Raw genomic sequence first — 20,497 nt, forward strand, 5'->3', positions numbered from 1 at the left:
ATCCACGTTGGCTATACTGTATGAATATACAGGTATCCGCCATGACCATCGACCTTCAGCGGCCGCCGCAGCCGACATACGAGATTCCCGATGATCACATCTGCTACAAGTGCTCGAAGCCCCTCATTTATGTCGAGCAGGGGTACGGCTGGGACTACTTGAAATTCGAGTGTTGGCACAACCGGTACGCGCCATGCGTGCATGCCTGCCCGCATTTCAACCGAGAGCCCGGCGTCGACTAGGTGCGCTAGAAATAGCCGTCTAGAACCACGTTGTAAGTTGTTGATTTTATTAGTGCGCCATTGTGCAGATCGGTGTTGTCCATGGCGTGCCAGATGCGGACGTAAGTCTTTGAATCTAAATGATATTTTTCTGAATCATTCTAACTACCTCTCAGGTAGTCGCTCGCATGCGCGGTACATGCTGTAATACGTCACATGGAAACCCTGACGCCCGGCTCCGAGACCGCTCTCGACTTTCCCGACCTGCTGCGCTACTGGCGCGGCAGGCGCGGCTACAGCCAGCTCGCGCTGTCGCTGGCGGCGGGCGTGTCGCAGCGCCACATCAGCTTTCTCGAGTCCGGCCGTTCCCGGCCCAGCCGCGAGATGGTGCTGGCGCTGGCCGAACGGCTCGGCGTACCGCTGCGCCAGCGCAACCGCATGCTGCTGGCGGGTGGCTTTGCGCCGGCTTACAGCGAGCACAAGCTGGTGTCTCCGCCGCTGCAGATGGTGCAGCAGGCCATTTCGCTGATCCTTGCCAAGCAGGAGCCGTTCCCGGCGGTGGTGCTCGACCGCTTCTGGAATCTTGTCGACGCCAACGCGGCCTACCGCCGCATGCTCGATGTGCTGCTCGATGATGGCCGCGTGCCCGCGGCACTCGGGGACGGTGGCGGCCGTATCAACCTGATGCTGACGGTGTTTGATCCGAATGGCTTGTGGCCCGTGATCGAGAACGCGCGGCAGGTCGGCCGCTACCTGCTGCGGCGTGTCTGGCAGGAACTCCAGGTTCAGGCGAACGATGAGGTCGCGCGGGAGATTTTTGCGCGAATTGCCGTCTGGCATCCCGACATGGTCGGAACCGGTGGCGCACTGTTGCCGGATGATGAGGCGACGGACGGTCCGCCGCCGCCTGTGCTGCCGGTCACGCTGCGCGCCGGCGCGTTCCGAGCCTCGCTGTTTTCGACCATCACCACGCTCGGCATTCCACAGGATGTCACGCTGCAGGAAATGCGCATCGAGTGCTTCTTCCCGGCCGACGATGCCACGCGCGAGGTCTTCGAGGCGCTGGAGCAAGATTCGCCTCCGTCTTCTCAGAAGCGGTAACGCACGTAAACGGTACTGAAACCCGTGCCGGGATTCGGTTCCTTGATCCCGGCATTCGAAATGTGCTGGTAGCGATAGCCCACGGCGAACTGCTGTTCCTTGCCGAACGCCACGCCCACGCCCGCATACTCCGAAAACTGGAATGCGGTCGCATAAACGTGGTCATCGGAACTTCGCGTCTCGCTCATCAACCGCACGCCGACGGACAGCTCCAGGAACGGTACCCAGCTGTAACGCTTCCAGGCCAGCCTGGCCACCGGCGAGAACCCGAGCTCCCATGGATTGCGCGGGTTATTGCTGCTGGTGCTATGCCAGCGCGCAACATTTACCTCCCATTGCAGGTCGAGCAGCCACCCTTGGGGATTGCCCCACGCGAAGCCGGAGTCCCACAGGAACGCGGCTTCCACTTTCTGGACATCATGGCTGGTGTCGATGCCATAGCCGATCTGCACGGCGGGAATGGGTGGGGCCGCCTGCGCCACGCTGGCCCCGAATGCCGCGCCCGACAGCACTGCGGCCAGTGCAGCTTGTCGGATACGTTGCGCCGGAAAAGGGAGATGGCGCAGGGTTAGGGGAGCAGCACAGCCAGGCCGGGCTTCGGGCAGCAGTCGCATGGGTTGGCTCGTTGTTGTCGGGAAGCGCGGGGGGCGGCGCGCACAGTCCCTTTTTCATCACACCTAACCTAGTTGTAGTACACGATGGGCCACGCTGCTGGCCAAGGAAAAACGAACAGTCGTGCTAACATCGCTTCGCCGGCAGTTCCAGCGTCATGCCTTGAGGCTTCACGCGGCATTGCCGGCACCGTTACGTCTTCAGGGCGGGGTGAAAGTCCCCACCGGCGGTATGTCGCAGCGTGCGTTCGCGTACGATGCGGCGAGCCCGCGAGCGCCTGCACCTCCCGTGCAGGGTCAGCAGACCTGGTGCGAGGCCAGGGCCGACGGTCATAGTCCGGATGAAAGAAGATGGGCGGAAGCGTGCCTGGCAACCTCGGTTGCAGGGCATGGATGGTGCTTGCCGCGTTCGGACATCGACGTCCGGCGTACGGTGTCGCGCCTCCATGTCGTGCGCCCGTGCGGTTGCTTGCGCGCTTTCGTTGATCCTCCCCTGAAACGCCCACTGATCAGCTAGCAAGGAGCGTTTCATGCCAAGCCTCTCCAACGAATCCGATTCCATCACGCTTGCCGCCGATGCCGACGAGCGTCCATTGGCCCTGCGCATCGCACAGGCACTCGATGCCATGCGCGAAGGGCGTCCCGTCGTGCTGCTCGACGATGACGACCGCGAAAACGAAGCCGATCTCATCCTGGCCGCCGAGTGCCTGACGCCATCCAACATGGCGATGATGATCCGCGAATGCAGCGGTATCGTGTGCCTGTGCCTGACGACCGACAAGGTGCGTCAGCTCGGCCTGCGTCCCATGGTGGAAAACAACCGCAGCCAGTATGGAACGGCATTCACCGTCTCGATCGAAGCGCGCGAGGGTGTTACCACCGGCGTGAGCGCGGTGGACCGCATCACCACGATCCGCGCGGCGATTGCCGAGGATGCCGGCACCGATGCTGTCGTCAGTCCCGGCCATGTGTTCCCGCTGGTCGCGGTCGATGGCGGGGTGCTGGTGCGGCGCGGACACACCGAAGGTTCGGTCGAGCTCGCGCGGATGGCCGGCCTGTCACCGGCCGCAGTGCTTTGCGAACTGATGAATCCCGACGGCACCATGGCGCGTCGTCCCGAGGCATTGGCGTTTGCCGAGATGTTCCGTCTGCCGATCCTGACCATCGCCGATCTCGTGGCGTGGCGAGAAATCCACGGCTGAATTGTGCCGCCCGGGTCGGCAAGCGCGGCAGCCTATGCGACAATGCGGCTCGTTTTTCCCGTCAATTCGAGGGCGATTCAATGCTTTTTCGTATATTTCGATGCGCCGCCGTGCTGTTCGGCTGCACCATTAGCGTGGCCGCCCACGCCGAACCCCGCGCTGCCTACGACAGTCGTCCTGCCGCTGCCGCAGGGCTGTACGAGTGCCAGCAAGCGTCTGGTGCTACCGTTTTCCGCTCCACGCCGCGCGAAGGTTGCGCAGTGCTTGCCGCGCCCGATCCGGCGGCGCCGGATCCGCAGCGCTGGCTTCCGCTGATGGGTGCCAACGGCGTGATTTCGTATTTCGATCAGCTCGCCGTCAAGCGTGCGGGGCCGGAAGTCGGTGTGGTCGTCATGCGCAATGCGCCGTCGGGCGTGATCCGTACCACGAGCGGCGAACCGATCCGGTCTTCGCTCAAGCGCATGGTGCTCAACTGCGCATCGTCGATGGTGGCCGTGGTCGAGCAGACGCTCTACACGAAGCGCTTTGGAAAGGGCGAGGCGCTCTACACCATCCGCTCGCCGCAGTCGTCGCGCTTCCAGCCAGCGGCCAGCGGCTCGGTGGCCGCTGAACTGCTCCGAAGGCTGTGCCGCTGAGCGGCAGGAAATTGTTACTCAGCGACGTGCCGTGACTTCCACTGGCCGTCCTTCTGCTTGCAGAACCAGCCGGCCCAGTGCTCCTCGGCACTGCCGCGCTTGAGGTCGGTCTTGAGCCGTCGGCAGGACTGGCCCTGGTCGGTCTTGGTAGTGACCGGCGTCAGCGTGCCCTCGACCGGCAGGCGCTTGCCAGTGGCCGGAAACTCCCACGAAATCGATTGACCGTCCGCGGTATCGTTCAACGCCTTGCGGACGGACTTCGCGAACGACGCGGCTTCATCCTTGCTCATCTTGCCGATGATGGTCCCGGAGAGGTAACTGTCGAAATAGGCCCGGGCGGGAGTGGTCACGGCGAACATCAGCGTGGTACCCAATGCGCTGGCCAGGGCAACGGTAGAGAGGCGTCGGGCTTGCCGAGACAGCATGATGGTTCCTTTTCGGTACGTTCTGGTACGTTGAAAGCGGCGGGCCACCGCCGCAGGCAAGTGCATTGTAAGAACCCGGTTCACAAAGAGGAAGGGGCGCACATTCGTCTTGCTGGAAAGGGGTTTCCGACCCCACCGTGGTGCGACGGTCCACGGGCGGCGCCTTTCGCGCCGCATGCGTCATGGTGCGGTTGACAGGCGATTTGCACTGGCCTAGCGTTGATTGTTGCCACTGATGCTTGCCGCAACGCCATCCGCATCGACAGGCAGCGGGGCACAACGCGAAATCACCGCGAGAGGAGTCCCCATGAAGCTGCGCCATCTTACCCTCGGCCTCGCGCTCGCCGCCGCATTCGGAGTCGTGCACGCCCAGTCGCCCGCCAAGGGCGGCAAGTTCGACCCCTATACGGATGGTGCGAAGGCCGGCAAGTTTGACACCTATACCGACGGTGCCAAGACAGGCAAATTTGATCCCTATACCGAAGGCGCCAAGTCCGACAATGTGACGTCGTTGGCCCCGGGTGCGCGTACCGACCAGTTCGAGCCGATCCAGGGCGCTCAGCGCGTTGGCAAGTCTGATCCGTACACGGACGGTGCCAAGGCCGGCAAATTCGACACCTATACCGACGGCGCGAAGCAAGGCAAGTTCGACACCTATACCGACGGCGCGAAGCAATAGCGCTTCGTAGCGAGCCGGGACCCTTGACGCGCGAGCCGTGCCCTGACGTGGCCGCGCGCCGACACAGGCGTCCGCTGCAAAGGTGTAAAGCGCCTTTGCAGCGGCGTGGGTTTCATTTTGTTTCAAACCTTGCGTGATCGAAACGTGACTTCTGAGTCTCGAATTGTTAAGGTTTGTCGCATACCGCAATCCAGCGACGCCGGGCCAGCAGGCTCGGTTTTTTCGCGCCTCGGGCCAGACGTGGCCATGCCAGGTCTGTCTCTTGCTTGGTGGGCCGCAGTGTTCCCCAAGTCATCCGTTGTGCCGGCCGCAAGAGCCGGCCGCACCGTCCACGCTTCCAATCTGGGCATTCATGTCATCAAACGCCACGCCACGCCTGTCCGAACCATCGCCCGCACGGTCTTTTGTCCGTGTCCGCAACCGCGGGGTGTCGGGCAGGGTTCGTGTACGGATGGCCCGGTGGCTGGGTGGCAGTGCGCTTGCCGTGCTTGCCATGGCGGCGCATGCGTTCGATTTCGATACCGTTGCCGCACGGGCACGGCAGCTGGCGGCCTCTCCGTACAAGGCGCCCGCGCAGAGTCTCCCGCGCGAATTGCGCGAGCTGTCGTTCGAGCAGTACCGCGAGATCGAGTACAAGCCTGAACGCTTTGCGTGGCGCAGTGCGCGGCTGCCGTTCGAGTTGTCGTTCTTCCACGAAGGCATGGTCTTTGACCAGCCCGTGCGGATCCACGAAGTGGTCAGCGGCAGCGTGCGCGAATTCCGCTTCGACCCGACGGCGTTCAACTACGGTCCGCACAAGGTCGATGCTGCGCGGCTCAAAAACCTGGGCTTTGCGGGCTTTCGCGTGCTGTATCCGCTCAACCAGGGCAAGCGCAAGGATGAACTCGCTTCCTTCCTTGGTGCGAGCTACTTCCGCGCATTGGGCAAGGACCAGTGGTACGGGCTGTCCGCGCGCGGACTCGCCGTCGACACGGCACTGAATTCCGGCGAGGAATTTCCGCGTTTTGTCGAATACTGGATCGAACGGCCTTCCGCATCGGACAAGCAGCTGACGATCTATGCGCTGATGGATTCGCGCCGCGTGAGCGGTGCCTATCGCTTCGTCATCAAGCCCGGTGAAGAGACGTCCATGGAGGTCAAGTCCCGCCTGTTCCTGCGCGAGAACGTGACCAAGCTCGGCCTGGCGCCGCTGACCAGCATGTACCTGTTTGGCGAGAACCAGCCATCGACCGAAGCCGATTTCCGGCCGGAGGTGCACGACTCGGACGGCCTTTCCATCCATCTGGGCACCGGGGAATGGGTATGGCGTCCGCTGGTCAATCCCAAGCGGCTGCTGGTGACGTCGTTTGCCGCGACCAATCCGCAGGGCTTCGGGTTGATGCAGCGCGACCGCAGCTTCGGCAATTACCAGGAAATTGGCGCATGGTATGAGCGGCGGCCGAGCGGCTGGGTAGAGCCGCGTGGAAACTGGGGTTCGGGCCGCGTGGAACTGGTCCAGATCCCGACCCCTGACGAGACCAACGACAACATCGTTGCGTACTGGGTGCCTGACAACCCGCCCAAGCCCAAGCAGCCGTTCGACTACGAGTACCGGCTGATGTGGCAGAAGGACGGCGAACAGATGCCGCCGCTGTCGTGGGTTACGCAGACGCGCATGGGGCAGGGCGTCACGCGCAACAAGGAAGACACCAGCTTCTCGCTGGTGGTGGATTTCGAAGGCCCGGCGTTCCGCAAGCTGCCGGCCGATGTGCGCATCGACCCGGTGGTGTCGGCCGACGCCAATGCCGAACTTCTGAAAACGTCAGTGCAGCGTAACGACGCCACTGGCGGCTGGCGCATGACCATGATGATGCGCCGCAAGGATGCCAACAAGCCGGTTGAGTTGCGCGGCTATCTTCGCAACGGTAATACAACCTTATCCGAGACGTGGAGCTACATCTTACCCCCAGGCTAAAGCAGCGACCGGCCCAGGCAGCGGCATGCGAGCGCTATGTCGACCGCCTGCCCGTATCGTCCGAACTGCGCAGCGAACTGCTGGCCGATCCGTCCATGCCGGCTTCTACGGGCATCGCCATCGACCCCCGCGATGCCCAGGCGGCCATCGAGCAGTTGCAGTCCAGGCTGTCGGCACGCGAGCCGGCCAAAGGCGAAACCCCCGAGCCCGGCGGCTCGACCTACGGATCGGTGGGACGGCGGTTCTCGCTGGCCTACGGCAATCCGCAAGTTGCCGGAGAATCGTTGCTGAAGCGCAGGCCCGACGGCACGGTACATGTCGACACTGGCCCTGAACCGCAGCGCAGTTCCATGGTGCCGCGCCAGTGGCCGCCGCATATCGTCACCGGCTGGGTGCGCAACACCTGGCGCCGCATGCTGGGACGCCCGCCCGTGCCGGAGACGTGGGACACACTGCATGACGGCCCGGATGCCGAAGGCAAATGGCATCCCGCCGGTTCGCACCGGCGCTGGTTCCTGCTGGGGCTGGTGGTGGCGCAGACCACGTTGGCCACCTACTTCATGACCAAGGTACTGCCGTACCACGGCGCCGATCTGCTCGAGATCGCGATCCTGGTCCTGTTCGCCGTGCTGTTCTCATGGGTATCCGCGGGCTTCTGGACGGCCATGATGGGCTTTCTGGTGCTGGCCAAGGGCGGCGACCGGCATCTGATTTCGCGCTCGGCCGCACCGGATGCGCCGTTGGCGCCCGATGCGCGTACGGCGGTCATCATGCCGATCTGCAATGAGGACGTGACACGCGTCTTTGCCGGCCTGCGCGCGACCTACGAATCGCTCGCGCGCACGAGCCATCTGGCCAACTTCGATTTCATTGTCCTGTCTGACAGCGGCAACCCGGACCTGCGCACCGCGGAGGCCGACGCGTGGATGGAAGTGTGCCGCGCGGTAGGCGGATTCGGCCGGATTTTCTACCGCTGGCGCCGCCACCGGGTCAAGCGCAAGACTGGCAACGTGGCCGACTTCTGCCGCCGCTGGGGCAGCAAGTATCGCTATATGGTGGTACTCGATGCGGACAGCGTGATGAGCGGAGATTGCCTGGCCACGCTGGTGCGGCTCATGGAGGCCAACCCGGGTGCGGGCATCATCCAGACCTCGCCGCTGGCGGTGGGGCGCGAAACGCTCTATGCGCGCGTCCAGCAGTTCGCCACGCGCGTGTACGGCCCGCTGTTCACGGCAGGCCTGCATTACTGGCAGCTTGGCGAATCGCACTACTGGGGCCATAACGCGATCATCCGCGTCAAGCCGTTCATGGAACACTGCGCGCTGGCGCCGCTGCCTGGCCGCGGGCCGTTGTCGGGCGAGATCCTGTCGCACGATTTTGTCGAAGCCGCACTGATGCGCCGCGCCGGCTGGGGCGTGTGGATCGCGTATGACCTGCACGGTTCGTACGAGGAACTGCCGCCGAACCTGCTCGACGAGGTCAAGCGCGACCGCCGCTGGTGCCAGGGCAACCTGATGAACTTCCGGCTGTGGCTGAAGCAGGGCTTCCACATGGTGCACCGTGCGGTGTTCCTGACGGGGATCATGGCCTACCTGTCGGCACCGCTCTGGTTCCTGTTCCTGCTGTTGTCGACGGCCATGCTGGCCCGGCATGCGCTGGTGCCGCCCGAATATTTCACGCAGCCGTATCAGCTGTTCCCGACCTGGCCCGAATGGCATCCGGAGAAGGCGCTGGCGCTGTTCTCCGCCACGGCGACACTGCTGTTCCTGCCCAAGGTGGCCAGCGTGCTGCTGCTGGTGCGGCAGGCGCGCCAGTATGGCGGCTTGCCCCGGCTCGTGCTGAGCATGCTGATCGAGGTCGTGCTGTCCGCGTTGCTGGCGCCGACCCGCATGCTGTTCCACACCAAGTTCGTTGTCGCGGCCTACAGCGGGTGGGGGATTTCGTGGAAATCGCCGCCGCGCGAGGATGCGGAAACGACCTGGGGTGAAGCCGTGCGCCGGCATGGTTCGCACACGCTGCTGGGCCTGGCATGGGGCGCGCTGGTGTACTGGCTGAATCCGTCCTTTGTGTTGTGGCTGCTGCCGATTGTCGGCTCGCTGGCGCTGTCGATTCCGCTGTCGGTCATGTTGTCGCGGGTGTCGTTCGGCCGCGCTTCGCGCGAAGCGGGTCTGTTCATGATTCCCGAGGAAGCCCTGCCGCCGCGGGAAATCGTCGAAACGCAGCAGCACGTGGAACAGGCCACCGAGACGCCGGATTTCGTCGACGCCGTGGTCGACCCGGTCACCAATGCCCTGATGTGCGCCACGGCTTCGGCGCGTGTCGTACAGCCGGAGTCGGCCAGGGAACGCCACGCCGCGCTGGTGCAGCACGCATTGACCGGTGGCCCGCGCGCGCTGACGGCCTCGCAGCGCCATATCCTGCTGGGCGATCCGTTCGCGCTGTCGAAGCTGCATGAACTCGTGTGGGGATCGCCGCTGGCCGATGCGGGATGGAAGAATATCCGCCTGCTGGTCCGGCGCGCGCCCAACGTCTTGCCGCTGCGCCCGCGCGTCGCCTGAGCAGGGAAGGCGCGGCGCTGCCGCGCCCCTCGGGCGGATTCCGCAACGTCAGTCAGCGCAAGGCTGAGGTACAGATCGGCGAGTTGATGTAGACGTCGCCGACGCGGCGTTCGCCGCGGTCGTTGCGGGTCATGTAGCGGAACATCATGCTCACGCCCAGCTTGGTCAGGATTTCCACGTCGCGATTGGCGCAGATATTGCGCTGCAGCGGCGCGGCGTAGTTCACCTCGAAGCTGGCAAGGTCGAGCATCGGCCCGCGGTAGTTGGTCAGCTCGAGCTGGAACAACACGTGTTTGCCGGGTGTCGACTGGCAGCGCCGCAAGCGCGTTTCCCCATCGATCTCGATCGGCAGGGCGTCATTGAGCAGCCGGCAGGCGCGCGCCAGCACGCCGTCAGGCCGGTTGGTACTGCGCAGCAGTTCGGGCACGCCCGCCGCACCGGTATTCTGGCCTGTCGCCGCGCCCTTGAGCATGCGGGACAGTGCGTCGGCTTCATCGAATACGGCCGCAGGCGCCGAGGCGGGTGGCGTGCGCAATGGTGCCGGGGCGCTTTGCACTGGCCATGGCAGCAGCAGTGCAGCCGCGAGAGCGGCTGAGCCAAGCGAAGCAGTGAGCGGCGTGTGTCGTATTCTCATGCAGGATAACGTTGCCGGGGCAAACCTGTCGCCCATCTCTGCGCGGCCATCGGTCTGCCGCATAGACAGAGCCGTCAGGCTCGCATTGTACCCTCCACCCCCATTCGCGTGAAAGCGGCGCCACACGGTAATCGGCGGACAGCAGCCCTGTCTCTCCCCGCAGCCGCGCAAACTGTCACGCAATCCAATACTGCCAAGATTAGGATATTTGCCGAACCCGTCGTTGGCGGGGCATGGCGACACTGGACAACGCCGGCGGGCAAATGTCGCAGACATTGAACCTTTGCCTTTCCAGCCAGATTTGTCATGCTGTGCAACAATTCGCGCTCTGGCGGATGGCTGACGAACGCAGCTTGCGCCGGCACGGACTCCCGGACTGACACTGATGCCCCAATCCTCTGGCAGCCAGAAGGCTGCGCGTTTCCCCGCCTGGCTGCTGATCTGCGCCTCGCTGACGGCCATTGCGCCGCTCTCGATCGACATGTACCTGCCCAGCTTCCCGGCGCTGGCCGCGGACATGCGCGTGGATATCGGCCAGATTCAGTTGACGCTGGGCACGTTCCTGGTTGGTCTGGCCCTGGGGCAGGCCTTCTACGGCCCGATCAGCGACCGTTTCGGACGCAAGCCCCCGCTGTACGTTGGCCTTGGCCTGTACGCCCTGGCCGCGGCCGGTTGCGCCATGGCGCGCAGCGCGGAGTCGCTGATGCTCTGGCGTTTTCTTCAGGCACTGGGGGGCTGCGCAGGCATGGTGATGGCCCGCGCCGTGATCCGCGACCGGCTCGAAGCCCATGAATCGGCCCGGGCATTCTCGTCGATGATGCTGGTGATGGGCCTGGCCCCGATCTTGGCCCCGATCCTGGGCGGCGCCATTCTCAGTGCCTCGGGCTGGCGCGCGATCTTCTGGTTGCTGACGTTGGCGGGGCTGCTGATCCTGGCGCTGGTGCATTTCCGCATGGAAGAGTCCCTGCCGCGCGAACGTGCTGCACCGCTGCATCCCGGCGCCATCGTGGCAAGCTATACAGGATTGCTGCGGGACCGTGAATTTCTCGGCTATTCGCTGTCAGCCGGCTTCGGGCAGGCGGGAATGTTCGCGTATATCTCCGGTTCGCCGTTCGTGCTGATCGAGCTTCATGGCATCGATCCCTCGCACTATGGCTTTGTATTCGGTGCCAATGCGCTCGGGCTGATCGGCATGTCGCAACTCAATGCGCGTCTGGTCCACGGCCGCACGCTGGATAGCGTGCTCCGGCGCGCGGTGCTCGCGCCATGCGCAGCAGGCCTGATGCTGGCCGCTGCGGCGCTGGCGGGCGTGCTGGTGCTACCCGTGCTGCTGGCCGGATTCTTTGTCTTTATCGGCTCGCTGGGCTGTATCACACCCAATGCATCGGCACTGGCGCTGACGCATCAGGGGCATCGTGCCGGGACCGCATCGGCACTGATGGGCACGCTGCAGTTTTCGCTTGGTACGGTGGCCGGCGCCGCCGTCAGCTTGTGGCACGATGGCACGGCCCTGCCGCTCGCGGTCGTGATGGCCGCGTGCGGCATGGGCGCGGTAGCGTTGCGCGCGTGGGCTTGCGCCGGGTCGTCGGCGCGTGCAGCGGCCTGAGGCTCAGGCCGCTGCGTTCTTCACAACGACCATCTGCGCTGGCATGGGCGCGGCATAGCCGGCCTGGCCAAAGCTTTCGCGGATGATGCGGTTGGTGTCGAAATACACCTGCCAGTAATGGTCGTTGTGGCAGTACGGACGGACTGCCAGCACGGGCCCGACCAGCGTGAATTCCAGGATCTCGACATCGACCGGCGGATCGGCCAGGACATTGGGAATCGCCGCGATGCGCTCCTTGAGCAGTGTCACGGCGGCGGCCGCGTCGGTGCTTCCGGCGAGCTGGGCCTTCAGTTCCACGCGGCGGAACGGGTTGGCGCTGAAGTTCTGGATCGTGTCCGAGAAAATCTTGTTGTTGCCGATCACCGTCAGGACATTGTCCGGCGTATCGAGTGTCGTCGCGAACAGCCCGATCTCGCGCACGGTGCCGGTAACGCCGCCGATGGTGACGAATTCCCCTACTTTGAACGGCCGCAGCACCACGAGGAATGCGCCGGCCGCGAAGTTCGCCATGAGCCCGGACCAGGCCATGCCGATGGCCACGCCGGCCGCGGCGATCAACGCGGCGAAGGTGGTGGTCTGGATGCCGAAGTAGCCGAGGATGCCGATCACCAGCACCACGTTCAGCGCCACGGTCACGATCGAGCCAACGTAGCGCAGCAGGGTCGGATCCACCTGCTGCCTGCCCAGCGCGTTCTGTACCATCCGCACCACGACATGGATCAGCCAGCGGCCGATGATCCAGAAGGCCAGGGCGGCCAGGATCTTGACTCCGAACTCCGTGGCGTAGGCAATCACCACGACCTGCAACTTCTCCAGCGTTGACGCATCCATCGGCATTCCCCTTGTTTGTTGGCCGGCAAGTGCCGGCTGGAAAACGAAGAACTGCGAAGACTGTCTGGTAAATCTTGCGCGCTTTTACGGCGCAAGACTTCGGGCACGGCAATTATTGCCATGCCATCCGGGGAAGTTCAAGCAAAGAATTGTCAGGAACAGGCCCGCGCGAGGGCCTGTTCCTGCTGGGACTTACCAGTTCGTTTCGCGCTCGGGCGTGGCCGAGATGCGGTGCAGCGTCAGGTCGGCGCCATTGAATTCGGCCTCGGCATCCAGGCGGATGCCGACCAGTTTCTTGAGCGTGCCGTAGACGATCGTGCCGCCCGCTACGGCAATCACGATGCCGAGCAGCGTGCCGATCAGCTGCGCGCCAAGCGAAACCCCACCGATCCCGCCAAGCGCATGGCTGCCGAAGATGCCAGCCGCGATGCCGCCCCAGGCGCCGCACAGGCCGTGCAGCGGCCAGACGCCCAGGACATCATCGATGTGCCACTTGTTTTGCGCCAGCGTAAACAAATGCACGAACAGCACGCCGGCGACGGCGCCCGTCACCAGCGCGCCCAGCGGGTGCATCAGGTCCGAGCCGGCGCAGACTGCGACCAGGCCTGCCAGCGGGCCGTTGTAGGCAAAGCCGGGGTCATTACGGCCGGCCCACCAGGCCGCCAGCGTGCCGCCGGCCATGGCCATCAGCGAATTGATCGCGACCAGGCCGCTGATCTTGTCCACGGTCTGGGCGCTCATGACATTGAAGCCGAACCAGCCCACCGCCAGCACCCATGCGCCGAGTGCCAGGAACGGAATGTTCGACGGCGGATGCGCGCTGATGCGGCCATCCTTCTGGTAGCGGCCGCGGCGTGCGCCGAGCAGTAGTACCGCAGGCAGGGCAATCCAGCCACCCACCGCATGGACGACCACAGAGCCGGCGAAATCATGGAACGGCGCGCCGGTCAGATGGGTGATCCATTCCTGGATGCCGAAGCGCTGGTTCCACGCGATCCCTTCGAACAGCGGATAGACGAAGCCGACCAGCACGAAGGTGGCACACAACTGCGGATTGAAGCGGGAACGCTCGGCAATGCCACCGGAGATAATCGCCGGAATGGCCGCGGCAAATGTCGCCAGGAAAAAGAACTTCACCAGTTCGTAACCGCTCTTTTGTGCCAGCGTTTCGGCACCGGACATGAATTGCACGCCATAGGCGACGGTATAACCGATGAAGAAGTACGCAATGGTGGAAACCGCGAAATCCACCAGAATCTTTACCAGGGCATTGACCTGGTTCTTCTTGCGTACCGTGCCCAGTTCCAGGAAGGCGAAACCCGCATGCATGGCCAGCACCATGATTGCGCCAAGCAGGATGAACATGGCGTCGGTGCCAGTCTTCCAATTGTCCATAGGTCCCTCATGCTCAAAATGGGAGCATGGGTATGCAAAAAGCGTTCCAGAATCGGCTGCATGCTGGTGCGAGTTGCACCGTCATGGTGGAATCCGCACCGGATTGCCGCCGGGCGGGCACAATCTTCCATCGCGAACGTGGTGCACGGGAGTTCATCGGCCGAGGCGGCCAGGCCTTTGCGCGCCAGAATGATGCAGATGGATGGTGCTCGCATGAACCTTGACGGTGCATTGCACCATATCGGGGAATGCTATGAAGGATCGGGCAGTCGGCCCTGCTGCTGAAGGGCGGACTGTCCCGGCCTACGGTCCTCAGGCAGAAAAGACACAGCGAAAACATCGCGAACAGAGGGTGAAATTACCCGCTAACCGGCCTCAAGCAAGGATTTCCGGGTTTTTTCGTTGCATTGGTGCCACTGGGGATTGCCCAAGGCGCGAAGGGCAGATTAGACTGCGCCGATCGATGCATTGCCTTCTGGCAGATACATCGGTGACGACGACCAACAAGGGAAATCAGCCATGAATAAAGGTGAACTGGTATCGGCCATCGCCGCGGAAGCAGAACTGAGCAACGCCGCAGCCGAGCGTGCGCTCAACGCAGCGCTGGACAGTATCAAGAAGGCAGTGGCCAAGGGTGATTCGGTAACGCTGGTGGGTTTTGGCAGCTTCAGCTCGGGCAAGCGCGCCGCACGCACGGGCCGCAACCCGCGCACCGGCGAAACGATCAAGATTCCGGCCGCGAAGACCGTGAAGTTTTCTGCTGGACAAGGTTTCAAGGACGCCGTGAACAAGAAGAAGTAAGCTGTCTGCGTCCGGACTAGCGAGAGAGCGGCCTGTCGGGCCGCTTTTTTATTGGTGGCGCGGTTATGCGGTACCGGACGTGTGGCGCTCCGGCCCTTTCGCGGGCCCAGTCCGGTGCCCCGGAGCGCCGGTTTACGGGTTACACTGCCGCGCCTCGGCCCCCGCAACCTGCCTCACCATCATGAACGACCAGTCCCACCAGCTTTCCATGACCGTGCTGATGACGCCGGACATGGCCAACTTCTCCGGCAACGTGCACGGCGGCACCATCCTGAAGTACCTGGACATGGTCGCCTATGCGTGCGCAAGCCGTTACGCAGGCCGATACGTGGTCACGCTGTCGGTGGATCAGGTGGTGTTCCGCCAGCCGATCCACGTCGGTGAACTGGTGACCTTCCTGGCGGCCGTGAACTACACCGGCCGCAGCTCCATGGAAATCGGCATCAAGGTGGTGACCGAGAACATCCGCAGCAAGCTGGTGCGCCATACCAACAGCTGCTATTTCACGATGGTCGCGGTCGATGACAATGGCGCGCCGGCCGAAGTGCCGCCGCTGGAACCGCGCGACGAAGTCGAGCGCCAGCGCTTCGCGTCGGCACAGCAGCGCCGCGCATTGCGCCAGGAAATGGAAAAGCGGCACGACGCCATCAAGTCGACCGGGAACTGAATTGGCCATGGCACGCATCCTTTCCCTGCTTGCCGGCGCCTGCCTCGCAGGGGCGGGCACGCATGCGCTGGCCGAGGAAATCGGCAGCGTCAATACGAACTTCCGCATGACGGGCTCTGACAAGGTCGTCATTGAAGCGTATGACGACCCGATGGTGCAGGGCGTGACCTGCTACGTGTCCCGCGCGCGCACCGGTGGCATCAAAGGGACGCTGGGCATGGCCGAAGATCCGCCCGAGGCGTCGATTGCCTGCAGGCAGGTCGGGCCGATCTCGTTCAAAGGACCGTTGCGCCAGCAAGAAGACGTGTTCTCGGAGCGCATGTCGATCCTGTTCAAGACCCTGCACGTCATCCGCGCGATCGACCGCAAGCGCAACACACTGGTCTACCTGACGTATTCCGACCGGATTGTCAGCGGCAGCCCGCAGAACAGCGTGACGGCCGTGCCGGTGTTGGGCGGCACCCCCATTCCTGTCAAATAGCCGCCCCGCCGGCAAACGAGCCAGCGCGTATCACGCGGCCGGCTCGAACAGCTTGCGCAGGTTGGACTTCAGGATCTTGCCGTTCGCATTGCGCGGCAGCAGGTCGGCCAGCACGATGATCCGTACCGGCACCTTGAACGCGGCCAGCCGCTCCGCGACAAATCCACGCAATTCATCCTCGGTAGCCTGCATGCCGGGCCTCAGGCTGACCACCGCGCCGGGTTCCTCGCCGAGCATCTTGTGCGGGATGCCGACCAGTGCCGCATCCATGACCGCCGGGTGTTCGTAGAGCGTGCTTTCCACCTCGATGCAGTAGATGTTCTCGCCGCCGCGGATCAGCATGTCCTTCATGCGGTCGACGATATAGAGGTGGCCCTCGTCATCGAGCCTGCCAATGTCGCCGGTGCGCAGCCAGCCATCGGCAAAGGTCTGCGCGGTGGCTTCGGGCTTGTTCCAGTAGCCGCGCACCACGTTCGCGCCGCGCACCATCAGCTCGCCCGTTTCGCCAACCGGCAACGACTGGCCGCGGCCATCGACGATCTTCATTTCACCGATGGGCAGGGCCGGGCCGCTGCTGTCCGGCCGCAGCACATACTCTTCCGCGCTGTGGCTCGTGAACGTGGCAGATGTTTCGGTCATGCCCCAGCCGATACCCGGCGCCGACTGCGGAATGGTTTCGCCGATGCGCCGCACGAGTTCCGGCGACGCCGGCGCACCGCCGTAGCTCATGCTTTCCAGCGAAGAGAGATTGAAGCGGTCGCGCTCGGGATGCTCGAGAAGCTGCCACGCGATGGTGGGCACACCGCCTGCGGTGGTGCAGCGTTCGCGCTCGATCAGTTCCAGCGCTCGCAGCGCGTCCCAGCGATGCATCAGCACAATCTTGCCGCCGTTGGCCAGCGCGCTGTTCAGCACGGCCATGCAGCCCGTCACGTGGAAGAACGGCACGGACAGCAGCGCGGCCTTCTGCGGTGCTGCAGGGTCCGGAGCGGGAATCGGCTCGCCCCGGCGCAGCAGGTTGCGTAGCGGACCGAACAGGCTGGCGACGGCGACGGTTGTGGCATTCCGGTGCGTGCCAAGCGCACCCTTGGGCTTGCCTGTGGTGCCGGAGGTATAGAAGATCGTCGCGTCGTCGTCGGGATCGATCGTTACGTCGGGAAGGGGCAGGTCGACCAGTGTTGCCCATGCCGAAGAGCGGCCGATCACGCTTTCCAGCGCTGCGACCTTCGCATCGCCGTCGAGGGCGCCCGCGCGCGAGACGTAGACGCGCTCCAGCGCAGGGCAGGCGGGCAAATGCTGAGCCAGACGGTCCAGCCGTTCCGCATCGACGATCGCCACGCGGCTGCCCGAGTCGTTCAGTCCATACTCGAGTTCAGCACCGGTCCACCAGGCATTGAGCGGCGTGACAATGGCACCGGCCAGCAGCGCGCCGTAGAACGCCACGGGCCATTCAGGCAGGTTGCGCATGGCCAGCGCGACGCGATCGCCGGGACGGATGCCATCGCGCACGAGTGCGTGCGCGACATGCAGCGCCGCACGCCGGAACGCGGCATAGGTCACGCGTTCGTCTTCGTAGACCACGAAGGTCCGTTCGCCGAAAGCCTGGGTTGCCTGGAACAGGTCGCGCAGCGTCGGTGGCGCGTTCTTCCAGATCGTGGTGGAGATGCCGCGAATCATGCGCGTTTCCGTTTCGAACGGGGCGCCTGGCGCGGTGAGCCGGGCGTGGGCCTCGGCCAGTGACATGGCAGGCCAGTTGCTGGCCGGCTGGAAATTGCTCGACATGACTGCCTCCCGGACTGCAATGCAGGTGGAGGATGGCGTAACGCACCATCCCTGAACGACATGCGGGGACATGCAGGGAAATACACAGAACAACGAGAAAGCACGCAAGGCGGCCATGCCGCCTTGCGTCAGGACATCACGGTGTCAGATCGTGACGCCGCCGTCGACGACCATGGCCTGGCCCGTCATGAAGCTGCTTGCGGCGGAGGCCAGATAGACGGCCGCGCCGGCGATCTCGACGGGCTCGCCGATGCGGCGCAGCGGCGCGCCCTGGGTGGATTGCTTGTAGCGCTCGGGATCTTCCCACAGCGCGCGCGCGAAGTCGGTCTTGATCAGTCCCGGCGCAATGCAGTTCACACGCACATTGTGCGGACCGAATTCCACGGCGAGGTTGCGCGCGAGCTGGAAGTCGGCGGCCTTCGAGATGTTGTACACGCCGATGGTCGGCGAGCCGCGCAGGCCGCCGATGGACGAGACGATGATGATCGAACCCTCCTTGCGCTCGATCATCTGCGGCGCCACCATCTGAATCAGCCAGTGGTTCGAGATCACGTTGTTGTCGAGCACCTTGCGGAACTGATCGTCGGACACGCCGCTCATCGGACCGTAGTACGGATTCGATGCGGCGTTGCAGACCAGGACGTCCACCTTGCCGAAAGTGCGGTTGGTTTCATCGACGAGCCGTTGCAGGTCATCGCGCGACGAGATATTGGCCGGGACGGCAATAGCGGTGCCGGCGCCGTGGCGTGCGTTGATGGCGTCCACGACTTCCTGGCATGCCTCGAGCTTGCGCGACGAAATCACCACTTTGGCGCCCTGAACCGCCATCTGCTCCGCAATGGCGCGGCCAATGCCGCGCGATGAGCCAGTCACGATCGCGACCTTGCCCGACAAATCGAACAATGACATGGAGTCTCCTGATATCGGGGCCCGTCCTGGGCCTGCCTGTGTTCTGTTGGACAGCGCCCGTTGCGGGCCTGCCGGGACATTATGGGTGGGGCATGTGGCCCAGTCCACCGGCAAGCCCTTGGCTGCGGGCCCATATCAGTATTCTTTCTGCGGGCAATGCGCGGCGTGCATGGGGCCGATGTGGCGATGCTGCCGCGGCGCGGCAACTATAGTCAGACGCCCAGCATCGCAGGCAGCACACGCTCGAGCCCGGCAAGGCTGTCGGCGTCGAGCGCCACGTGAAAGCGGTTGACCAGCACGTCGATGACATCGCCCGCGGTGGATAGCGCCTGCCGATGCACGGTGCCGTCCGTGGCGCGCTCGGCCAGTTCGCCGTTGGCCAGGGTCAGGCGCAAGTTGCTATCGGTGCGCGCCACCATCAGCCGCTGCGTGAAAGGGCTGTCCGGATGCGTGCAGATGTACCAGTTGCGCGCGATGAAGTCGATCCAGGGCTGCGGTGTCAGGTCGAAGCGGTAGACCTTGAGCCAGCCCTCGGCGCCGCGCACTTCCAGGTCCTGGCCATGGAAGGCGCTGGCGGCGGTATCGCCCGGCGCCGGGACCAGCCTATAAGGAAAAGCCGGCGCAGCCGGTGCGGAAAATGGCAGCGACCGGAAAGGCGAGGGGCCGCCAAAGCCCACATCGGCAAGATAGCTGCGATGCGCGACTTCCACGCGCAGCAGCATGTGCGATGCCATGGTCTGCACGTCATCGGCCACACCCCAGCGCACACGCGCGGCAAGCGGCGTCACGGTGTAGCCGAGCGCCATCAGCGCGGCGGCCAGCAGCGTGTTGAGTTCGAAGCAATACCCGCCGCGTCTGCGCGTGACCAGCTTGTCGAACACGGCATCGATGTCGATTCGCACCGGGCGGCCCAGCAGCGGGTCGATGTTCTCGAAGGGGATGCGTGCGAGTTGCGCGGCGATGAGCGCATCCAGGGATTCCAGCGTCGGGGACGGTGGTGCGTCGAGGCCAAGGCGTGCGAGGTAGGCGTCCAGGCGGGGAGCGTCAAGCGTGATCATGTCGCGTACCGGGTTCAGTTGAGCGTTTCGAGTGCAGCCAGATCGAGCAGTTCGATGCTGCCATATCGCAACCGCAGCAGCCCGCGCGATTCGAGTTCGCGCAGCGCCTGATTGACGGTCTGCCGTGACAGGCCGAGGATCTGCGCGAGCTGTTCCTGCGGAATCCGTACTGCCTGGACCGCAGGCGTGGTATCGCCCGCGGCGTGAGCCGGGTTGCCATAGCCGCGTGCGATGGCGGCCAGCCGGCGAGCCGTGCGCGCGGCCGGCGGCAGCAACTGCATTTCCTCGACATAGTCAAAGACCAGCCGCGTCTTGGCCGCAAGCAGCAGCCCGAATTCGCGCCACCATGCGGGATGCTGAGCGAGCCGGCGTTCGAGGCTCGTGCGCGGGATGTGCCACAGCCGCGCAGCGTGCACGGCGCGTGCGTCGTGAGTGCGTGGCAGGCCGTCGAACAGGCAGATCTCGCCGAACCAGGCGCCGGCTTCGAGCAGGCCGAGCAACGCCGCCTTGCCGGACTCGCCGGCGGCGTCGACCTGCATGGTGCCGCTGGCCACACAATAAAGCCCGTCAAACGCATCGCCGCGCGCGAACAGCGCTTCGCCAGCGGCGAGCTGGCGCCATGTGCCATCTTCCAGCAGCGCCTCTCGCAGGGCATCCGGCAACTGGGAAAACCAGACACTCGCCTGTAGCGCAACGGCCGCCTCCGTGCGCGACGGTGGAGCGTTGCCGCCCGGAGTGCCGCGCGGGATGCCTGACGGGCCGCGCGCCCCGCTGCCCGGGGGCTGAGCCATGCCCATGTCGTCTCCTGTCGTGTTCGGGTTGATACGTACGGCGTAGCACGTACGACTGTCAAAAATCAGACAGACGCCGGGGGACGCGGTCAATACTATAAATCTACAAGAATCGACAAGACAGCCGGGCTTGCGGCACTGCCGCAGCCATCGGCCCGC

General features: G+C 64.4%; 20 protein-coding genes and 1 riboswitch. Of the genes, 11 read left to right on the top strand and 9 right to left on the bottom strand.

The window, feature by feature from the left end; translation table 11 throughout:
* The first annotated feature begins 41 nt into the window (after window positions 1-41).
* On the top strand, window positions 42-242 hold the full coding sequence (locus KHO41_RS03195; protein ID WP_211951854.1) for a hypothetical protein: 201 nt from the start codon (window positions 42-44) through the stop codon (window positions 240-242).
* A gap of 195 nt (window positions 243-437) precedes the next feature.
* Complete coding sequence (locus KHO41_RS03200; RefSeq protein ID WP_211951855.1) at window positions 438-1,322, top strand: helix-turn-helix domain-containing protein; 885 nt, start codon at window positions 438-440, stop codon at window positions 1,320-1,322.
* Here the strand turns inward: KHO41_RS03200 and KHO41_RS03205 are convergent.
* Window positions 1,310-1,936 (bottom strand): acyloxyacyl hydrolase, encoded by a 627-nt coding sequence (locus KHO41_RS03205; RefSeq protein WP_211951856.1) that lies wholly within the window; start codon window positions 1,934-1,936, stop codon window positions 1,310-1,312. The genes KHO41_RS03200 and KHO41_RS03205 overlap by 13 nt on opposite strands.
* 190 nt (window positions 1,937-2,126) lie before the next feature.
* Window positions 2,127-2,290, top strand: a riboswitch (FMN riboswitch).
* Window positions 2,291-2,463: 173 nt separating this feature from the next.
* Between KHO41_RS03205 and ribB the strand changes: the two genes are divergently transcribed.
* The gene (gene ribB / locus KHO41_RS03210; protein WP_211951857.1) at window positions 2,464-3,135 is read left to right on the top strand and encodes a 3,4-dihydroxy-2-butanone-4-phosphate synthase; all 672 of its coding nucleotides are present in this window, start codon (window positions 2,464-2,466) and stop codon (window positions 3,133-3,135) included.
* An 80-nt stretch (window positions 3,136-3,215) separates the two neighbouring features.
* Window positions 3,216-3,770 (top strand): surface-adhesin E family protein, encoded by a 555-nt coding sequence (locus tag KHO41_RS03215; protein WP_211951858.1) that lies wholly within the window; start codon window positions 3,216-3,218, stop codon window positions 3,768-3,770.
* 14 nt (window positions 3,771-3,784) lie between these two features.
* Here KHO41_RS03215 and KHO41_RS03220 read toward each other — a convergent pair whose 3' ends face one another.
* Window positions 3,785-4,195 (bottom strand): RT0821/Lpp0805 family surface protein, encoded by a 411-nt coding sequence (locus KHO41_RS03220; protein ID WP_211951859.1) that lies wholly within the window; start codon window positions 4,193-4,195, stop codon window positions 3,785-3,787.
* Window positions 4,196-4,502: 307 nt separating this feature from the next.
* Between KHO41_RS03220 and KHO41_RS03225 the strand changes: the two genes are divergently transcribed.
* The 3 genes from KHO41_RS03225 (at window position 4,503) to mdoH (ending at window position 9,386) form a co-directional block, all read left to right on the top strand.
* Window positions 4,503-4,874, top strand: a complete 372-nt coding sequence (locus KHO41_RS03225; protein ID WP_211951860.1) for a hypothetical protein — start codon at window positions 4,503-4,505, stop codon at window positions 4,872-4,874.
* A gap of 352 nt (window positions 4,875-5,226) precedes the next feature.
* The gene (locus KHO41_RS03230; RefSeq protein WP_376989551.1) at window positions 5,227-6,828 is read left to right on the top strand and encodes a glucan biosynthesis protein G; all 1,602 of its coding nucleotides are present in this window, start codon (window positions 5,227-5,229) and stop codon (window positions 6,826-6,828) included.
* The gene (mdoH, locus tag KHO41_RS03235) at window positions 6,801-9,386 is read left to right on the top strand and encodes a glucans biosynthesis glucosyltransferase MdoH (RefSeq protein WP_211951862.1); all 2,586 of its coding nucleotides are present in this window, start codon (window positions 6,801-6,803) and stop codon (window positions 9,384-9,386) included. Before KHO41_RS03230 ends, mdoH begins: the two co-directional genes overlap by 28 nt.
* 52 nt (window positions 9,387-9,438) lie before the next feature.
* Here the strand turns inward: mdoH and KHO41_RS03240 are convergent, their stop codons facing one another.
* Window positions 9,439-10,020, bottom strand: coding sequence for a hypothetical protein (locus KHO41_RS03240; RefSeq protein WP_211951863.1), 582 nt, complete (start codon window positions 10,018-10,020; stop codon window positions 9,439-9,441).
* A gap of 385 nt (window positions 10,021-10,405) precedes the next feature.
* Here KHO41_RS03240 and KHO41_RS03245 point away from each other — a divergent pair, with 385 nt between their 5' ends.
* Window positions 10,406-11,626 carry a Bcr/CflA family multidrug efflux MFS transporter gene (locus tag KHO41_RS03245; protein WP_211951864.1) on the top strand — a complete coding sequence of 407 codons (1,221 nt, stop codon included), beginning with the start codon at window positions 10,406-10,408 and terminating at the stop codon, window positions 11,624-11,626.
* 3 nt (window positions 11,627-11,629) lie between these two features.
* Here KHO41_RS03245 and KHO41_RS03250 read toward each other — a convergent pair whose 3' ends face one another.
* Together KHO41_RS03250 and KHO41_RS03255 are read right to left on the bottom strand one after the other, a co-directional pair.
* Window positions 11,630-12,457, bottom strand: a complete 828-nt coding sequence (locus KHO41_RS03250; RefSeq protein ID WP_211951865.1) for a mechanosensitive ion channel family protein — start codon at window positions 12,455-12,457, stop codon at window positions 11,630-11,632.
* A gap of 192 nt (window positions 12,458-12,649) precedes the next feature.
* A complete protein-coding gene (locus KHO41_RS03255; RefSeq protein WP_211951866.1) occupies window positions 12,650-13,852 on the bottom strand; it encodes an ammonium transporter in 1,203 nt (400 codons plus the stop codon).
* Window positions 13,853-14,371: 519 nt separating this feature from the next.
* Between KHO41_RS03255 and KHO41_RS03260 the strand changes: the two genes are divergently transcribed.
* The 3 genes from KHO41_RS03260 (at window position 14,372) to KHO41_RS03270 (ending at window position 15,801) form a co-directional block, all read left to right on the top strand.
* Window positions 14,372-14,653, top strand: a complete 282-nt coding sequence (locus KHO41_RS03260; protein WP_008651272.1) for an HU family DNA-binding protein — start codon at window positions 14,372-14,374, stop codon at window positions 14,651-14,653.
* Between the two features lie 181 nt (window positions 14,654-14,834).
* Window positions 14,835-15,320 carry an acyl-CoA thioesterase gene (locus KHO41_RS03265; protein ID WP_211951867.1) on the top strand — a complete coding sequence of 162 codons (486 nt, stop codon included), beginning with the start codon at window positions 14,835-14,837 and terminating at the stop codon, window positions 15,318-15,320.
* 7 nt (window positions 15,321-15,327) lie between these two features.
* Entirely contained in the window at window positions 15,328-15,801 is a 474-nt protein-coding gene (locus KHO41_RS03270; protein WP_211951868.1) for a CreA family protein, read from the top strand.
* A gap of 30 nt (window positions 15,802-15,831) precedes the next feature.
* Here the strand turns inward: KHO41_RS03270 and KHO41_RS03275 are convergent, their stop codons facing one another.
* From KHO41_RS03275 to KHO41_RS03290, 4 genes are all read right to left on the bottom strand, one after another.
* A complete protein-coding gene (locus tag KHO41_RS03275; RefSeq protein ID WP_211951869.1) occupies window positions 15,832-17,580 on the bottom strand; it encodes a class I adenylate-forming enzyme family protein in 1,749 nt (582 codons plus the stop codon).
* A 144-nt stretch (window positions 17,581-17,724) separates the two neighbouring features.
* On the bottom strand, window positions 17,725-18,489 hold the full coding sequence (locus KHO41_RS03280) for an SDR family oxidoreductase (protein WP_211951870.1): 765 nt from the start codon (window positions 18,487-18,489) through the stop codon (window positions 17,725-17,727).
* A gap of 212 nt (window positions 18,490-18,701) precedes the next feature.
* On the bottom strand, window positions 18,702-19,547 hold the full coding sequence (locus KHO41_RS03285) for an arylamine N-acetyltransferase family protein (protein WP_211951871.1): 846 nt from the start codon (window positions 19,545-19,547) through the stop codon (window positions 18,702-18,704).
* A gap of 14 nt (window positions 19,548-19,561) precedes the next feature.
* Complete coding sequence (locus tag KHO41_RS03290) at window positions 19,562-20,344, bottom strand: Crp/Fnr family transcriptional regulator (RefSeq protein WP_211951872.1); 783 nt, start codon at window positions 20,342-20,344, stop codon at window positions 19,562-19,564.
* Window positions 20,345-20,497 lie beyond the last annotated feature (153 nt).

This window comes from Cupriavidus numazuensis (assembly GCF_905397435.1).
GTDB lineage: Bacteria > Pseudomonadota > Gammaproteobacteria > Burkholderiales > Burkholderiaceae > Cupriavidus > Cupriavidus numazuensis.

Excerpts from the sequence above, each read along its gene's own strand:
- KHO41_RS03230 (WP_376989551.1), top strand. The coding sequence starts at position 5,227 with ATGTCATCAAACGCCACGCCACGCCTGTCCGAACCATCGCCCGCACGG.
- KHO41_RS03215 (WP_211951858.1), top strand. The coding sequence starts at position 3,216 with ATGCTTTTTCGTATATTTCGATGCGCCGCCGTGCTGTTCGGCTGCACC.
- KHO41_RS03250 (WP_211951865.1), bottom strand. The coding sequence starts at position 12,457 with ATGGATGCGTCAACGCTGGAGAAGTTGCAGGTCGTGGTGATTGCCTAC.
- KHO41_RS03195 (WP_211951854.1), top strand. The coding sequence starts at position 42 with ATGACCATCGACCTTCAGCGGCCGCCGCAGCCGACATACGAGATTCCC.
- KHO41_RS03240 (WP_211951863.1), bottom strand. The coding sequence starts at position 10,020 with ATGAGAATACGACACACGCCGCTCACTGCTTCGCTTGGCTCAGCCGCT.
- KHO41_RS03285 (WP_211951871.1), bottom strand. The coding sequence starts at position 19,547 with ATGATCACGCTTGACGCTCCCCGCCTGGACGCCTACCTCGCACGCCTT.
- KHO41_RS03265 (WP_211951867.1), top strand. The coding sequence starts at position 14,835 with ATGAACGACCAGTCCCACCAGCTTTCCATGACCGTGCTGATGACGCCG.
- KHO41_RS03270 (WP_211951868.1), top strand. The coding sequence starts at position 15,328 with ATGGCACGCATCCTTTCCCTGCTTGCCGGCGCCTGCCTCGCAGGGGCG.
- KHO41_RS03280 (WP_211951870.1), bottom strand. The coding sequence starts at position 18,489 with ATGTCATTGTTCGATTTGTCGGGCAAGGTCGCGATCGTGACTGGCTCA.
- KHO41_RS03200 (WP_211951855.1), top strand. The coding sequence starts at position 438 with ATGGAAACCCTGACGCCCGGCTCCGAGACCGCTCTCGACTTTCCCGAC.
- KHO41_RS03260 (WP_008651272.1), top strand. The coding sequence starts at position 14,372 with ATGAATAAAGGTGAACTGGTATCGGCCATCGCCGCGGAAGCAGAACTG.
- KHO41_RS03205 (WP_211951856.1), bottom strand. The coding sequence starts at position 1,936 with ATGCGACTGCTGCCCGAAGCCCGGCCTGGCTGTGCTGCTCCCCTAACC.
- ribB (WP_211951857.1), top strand. The coding sequence starts at position 2,464 with ATGCCAAGCCTCTCCAACGAATCCGATTCCATCACGCTTGCCGCCGAT.
- KHO41_RS03275 (WP_211951869.1), bottom strand. The coding sequence starts at position 17,580 with ATGTCGAGCAATTTCCAGCCGGCCAGCAACTGGCCTGCCATGTCACTG.
- KHO41_RS03220 (WP_211951859.1), bottom strand. The coding sequence starts at position 4,195 with ATGCTGTCTCGGCAAGCCCGACGCCTCTCTACCGTTGCCCTGGCCAGC.
- KHO41_RS03225 (WP_211951860.1), top strand. The coding sequence starts at position 4,503 with ATGAAGCTGCGCCATCTTACCCTCGGCCTCGCGCTCGCCGCCGCATTC.
- KHO41_RS03255 (WP_211951866.1), bottom strand. The coding sequence starts at position 13,852 with ATGGACAATTGGAAGACTGGCACCGACGCCATGTTCATCCTGCTTGGC.
- KHO41_RS03290 (WP_211951872.1), bottom strand. The coding sequence starts at position 20,344 with ATGGGCATGGCTCAGCCCCCGGGCAGCGGGGCGCGCGGCCCGTCAGGC.
- KHO41_RS03245 (WP_211951864.1), top strand. The coding sequence starts at position 10,406 with ATGCCCCAATCCTCTGGCAGCCAGAAGGCTGCGCGTTTCCCCGCCTGG.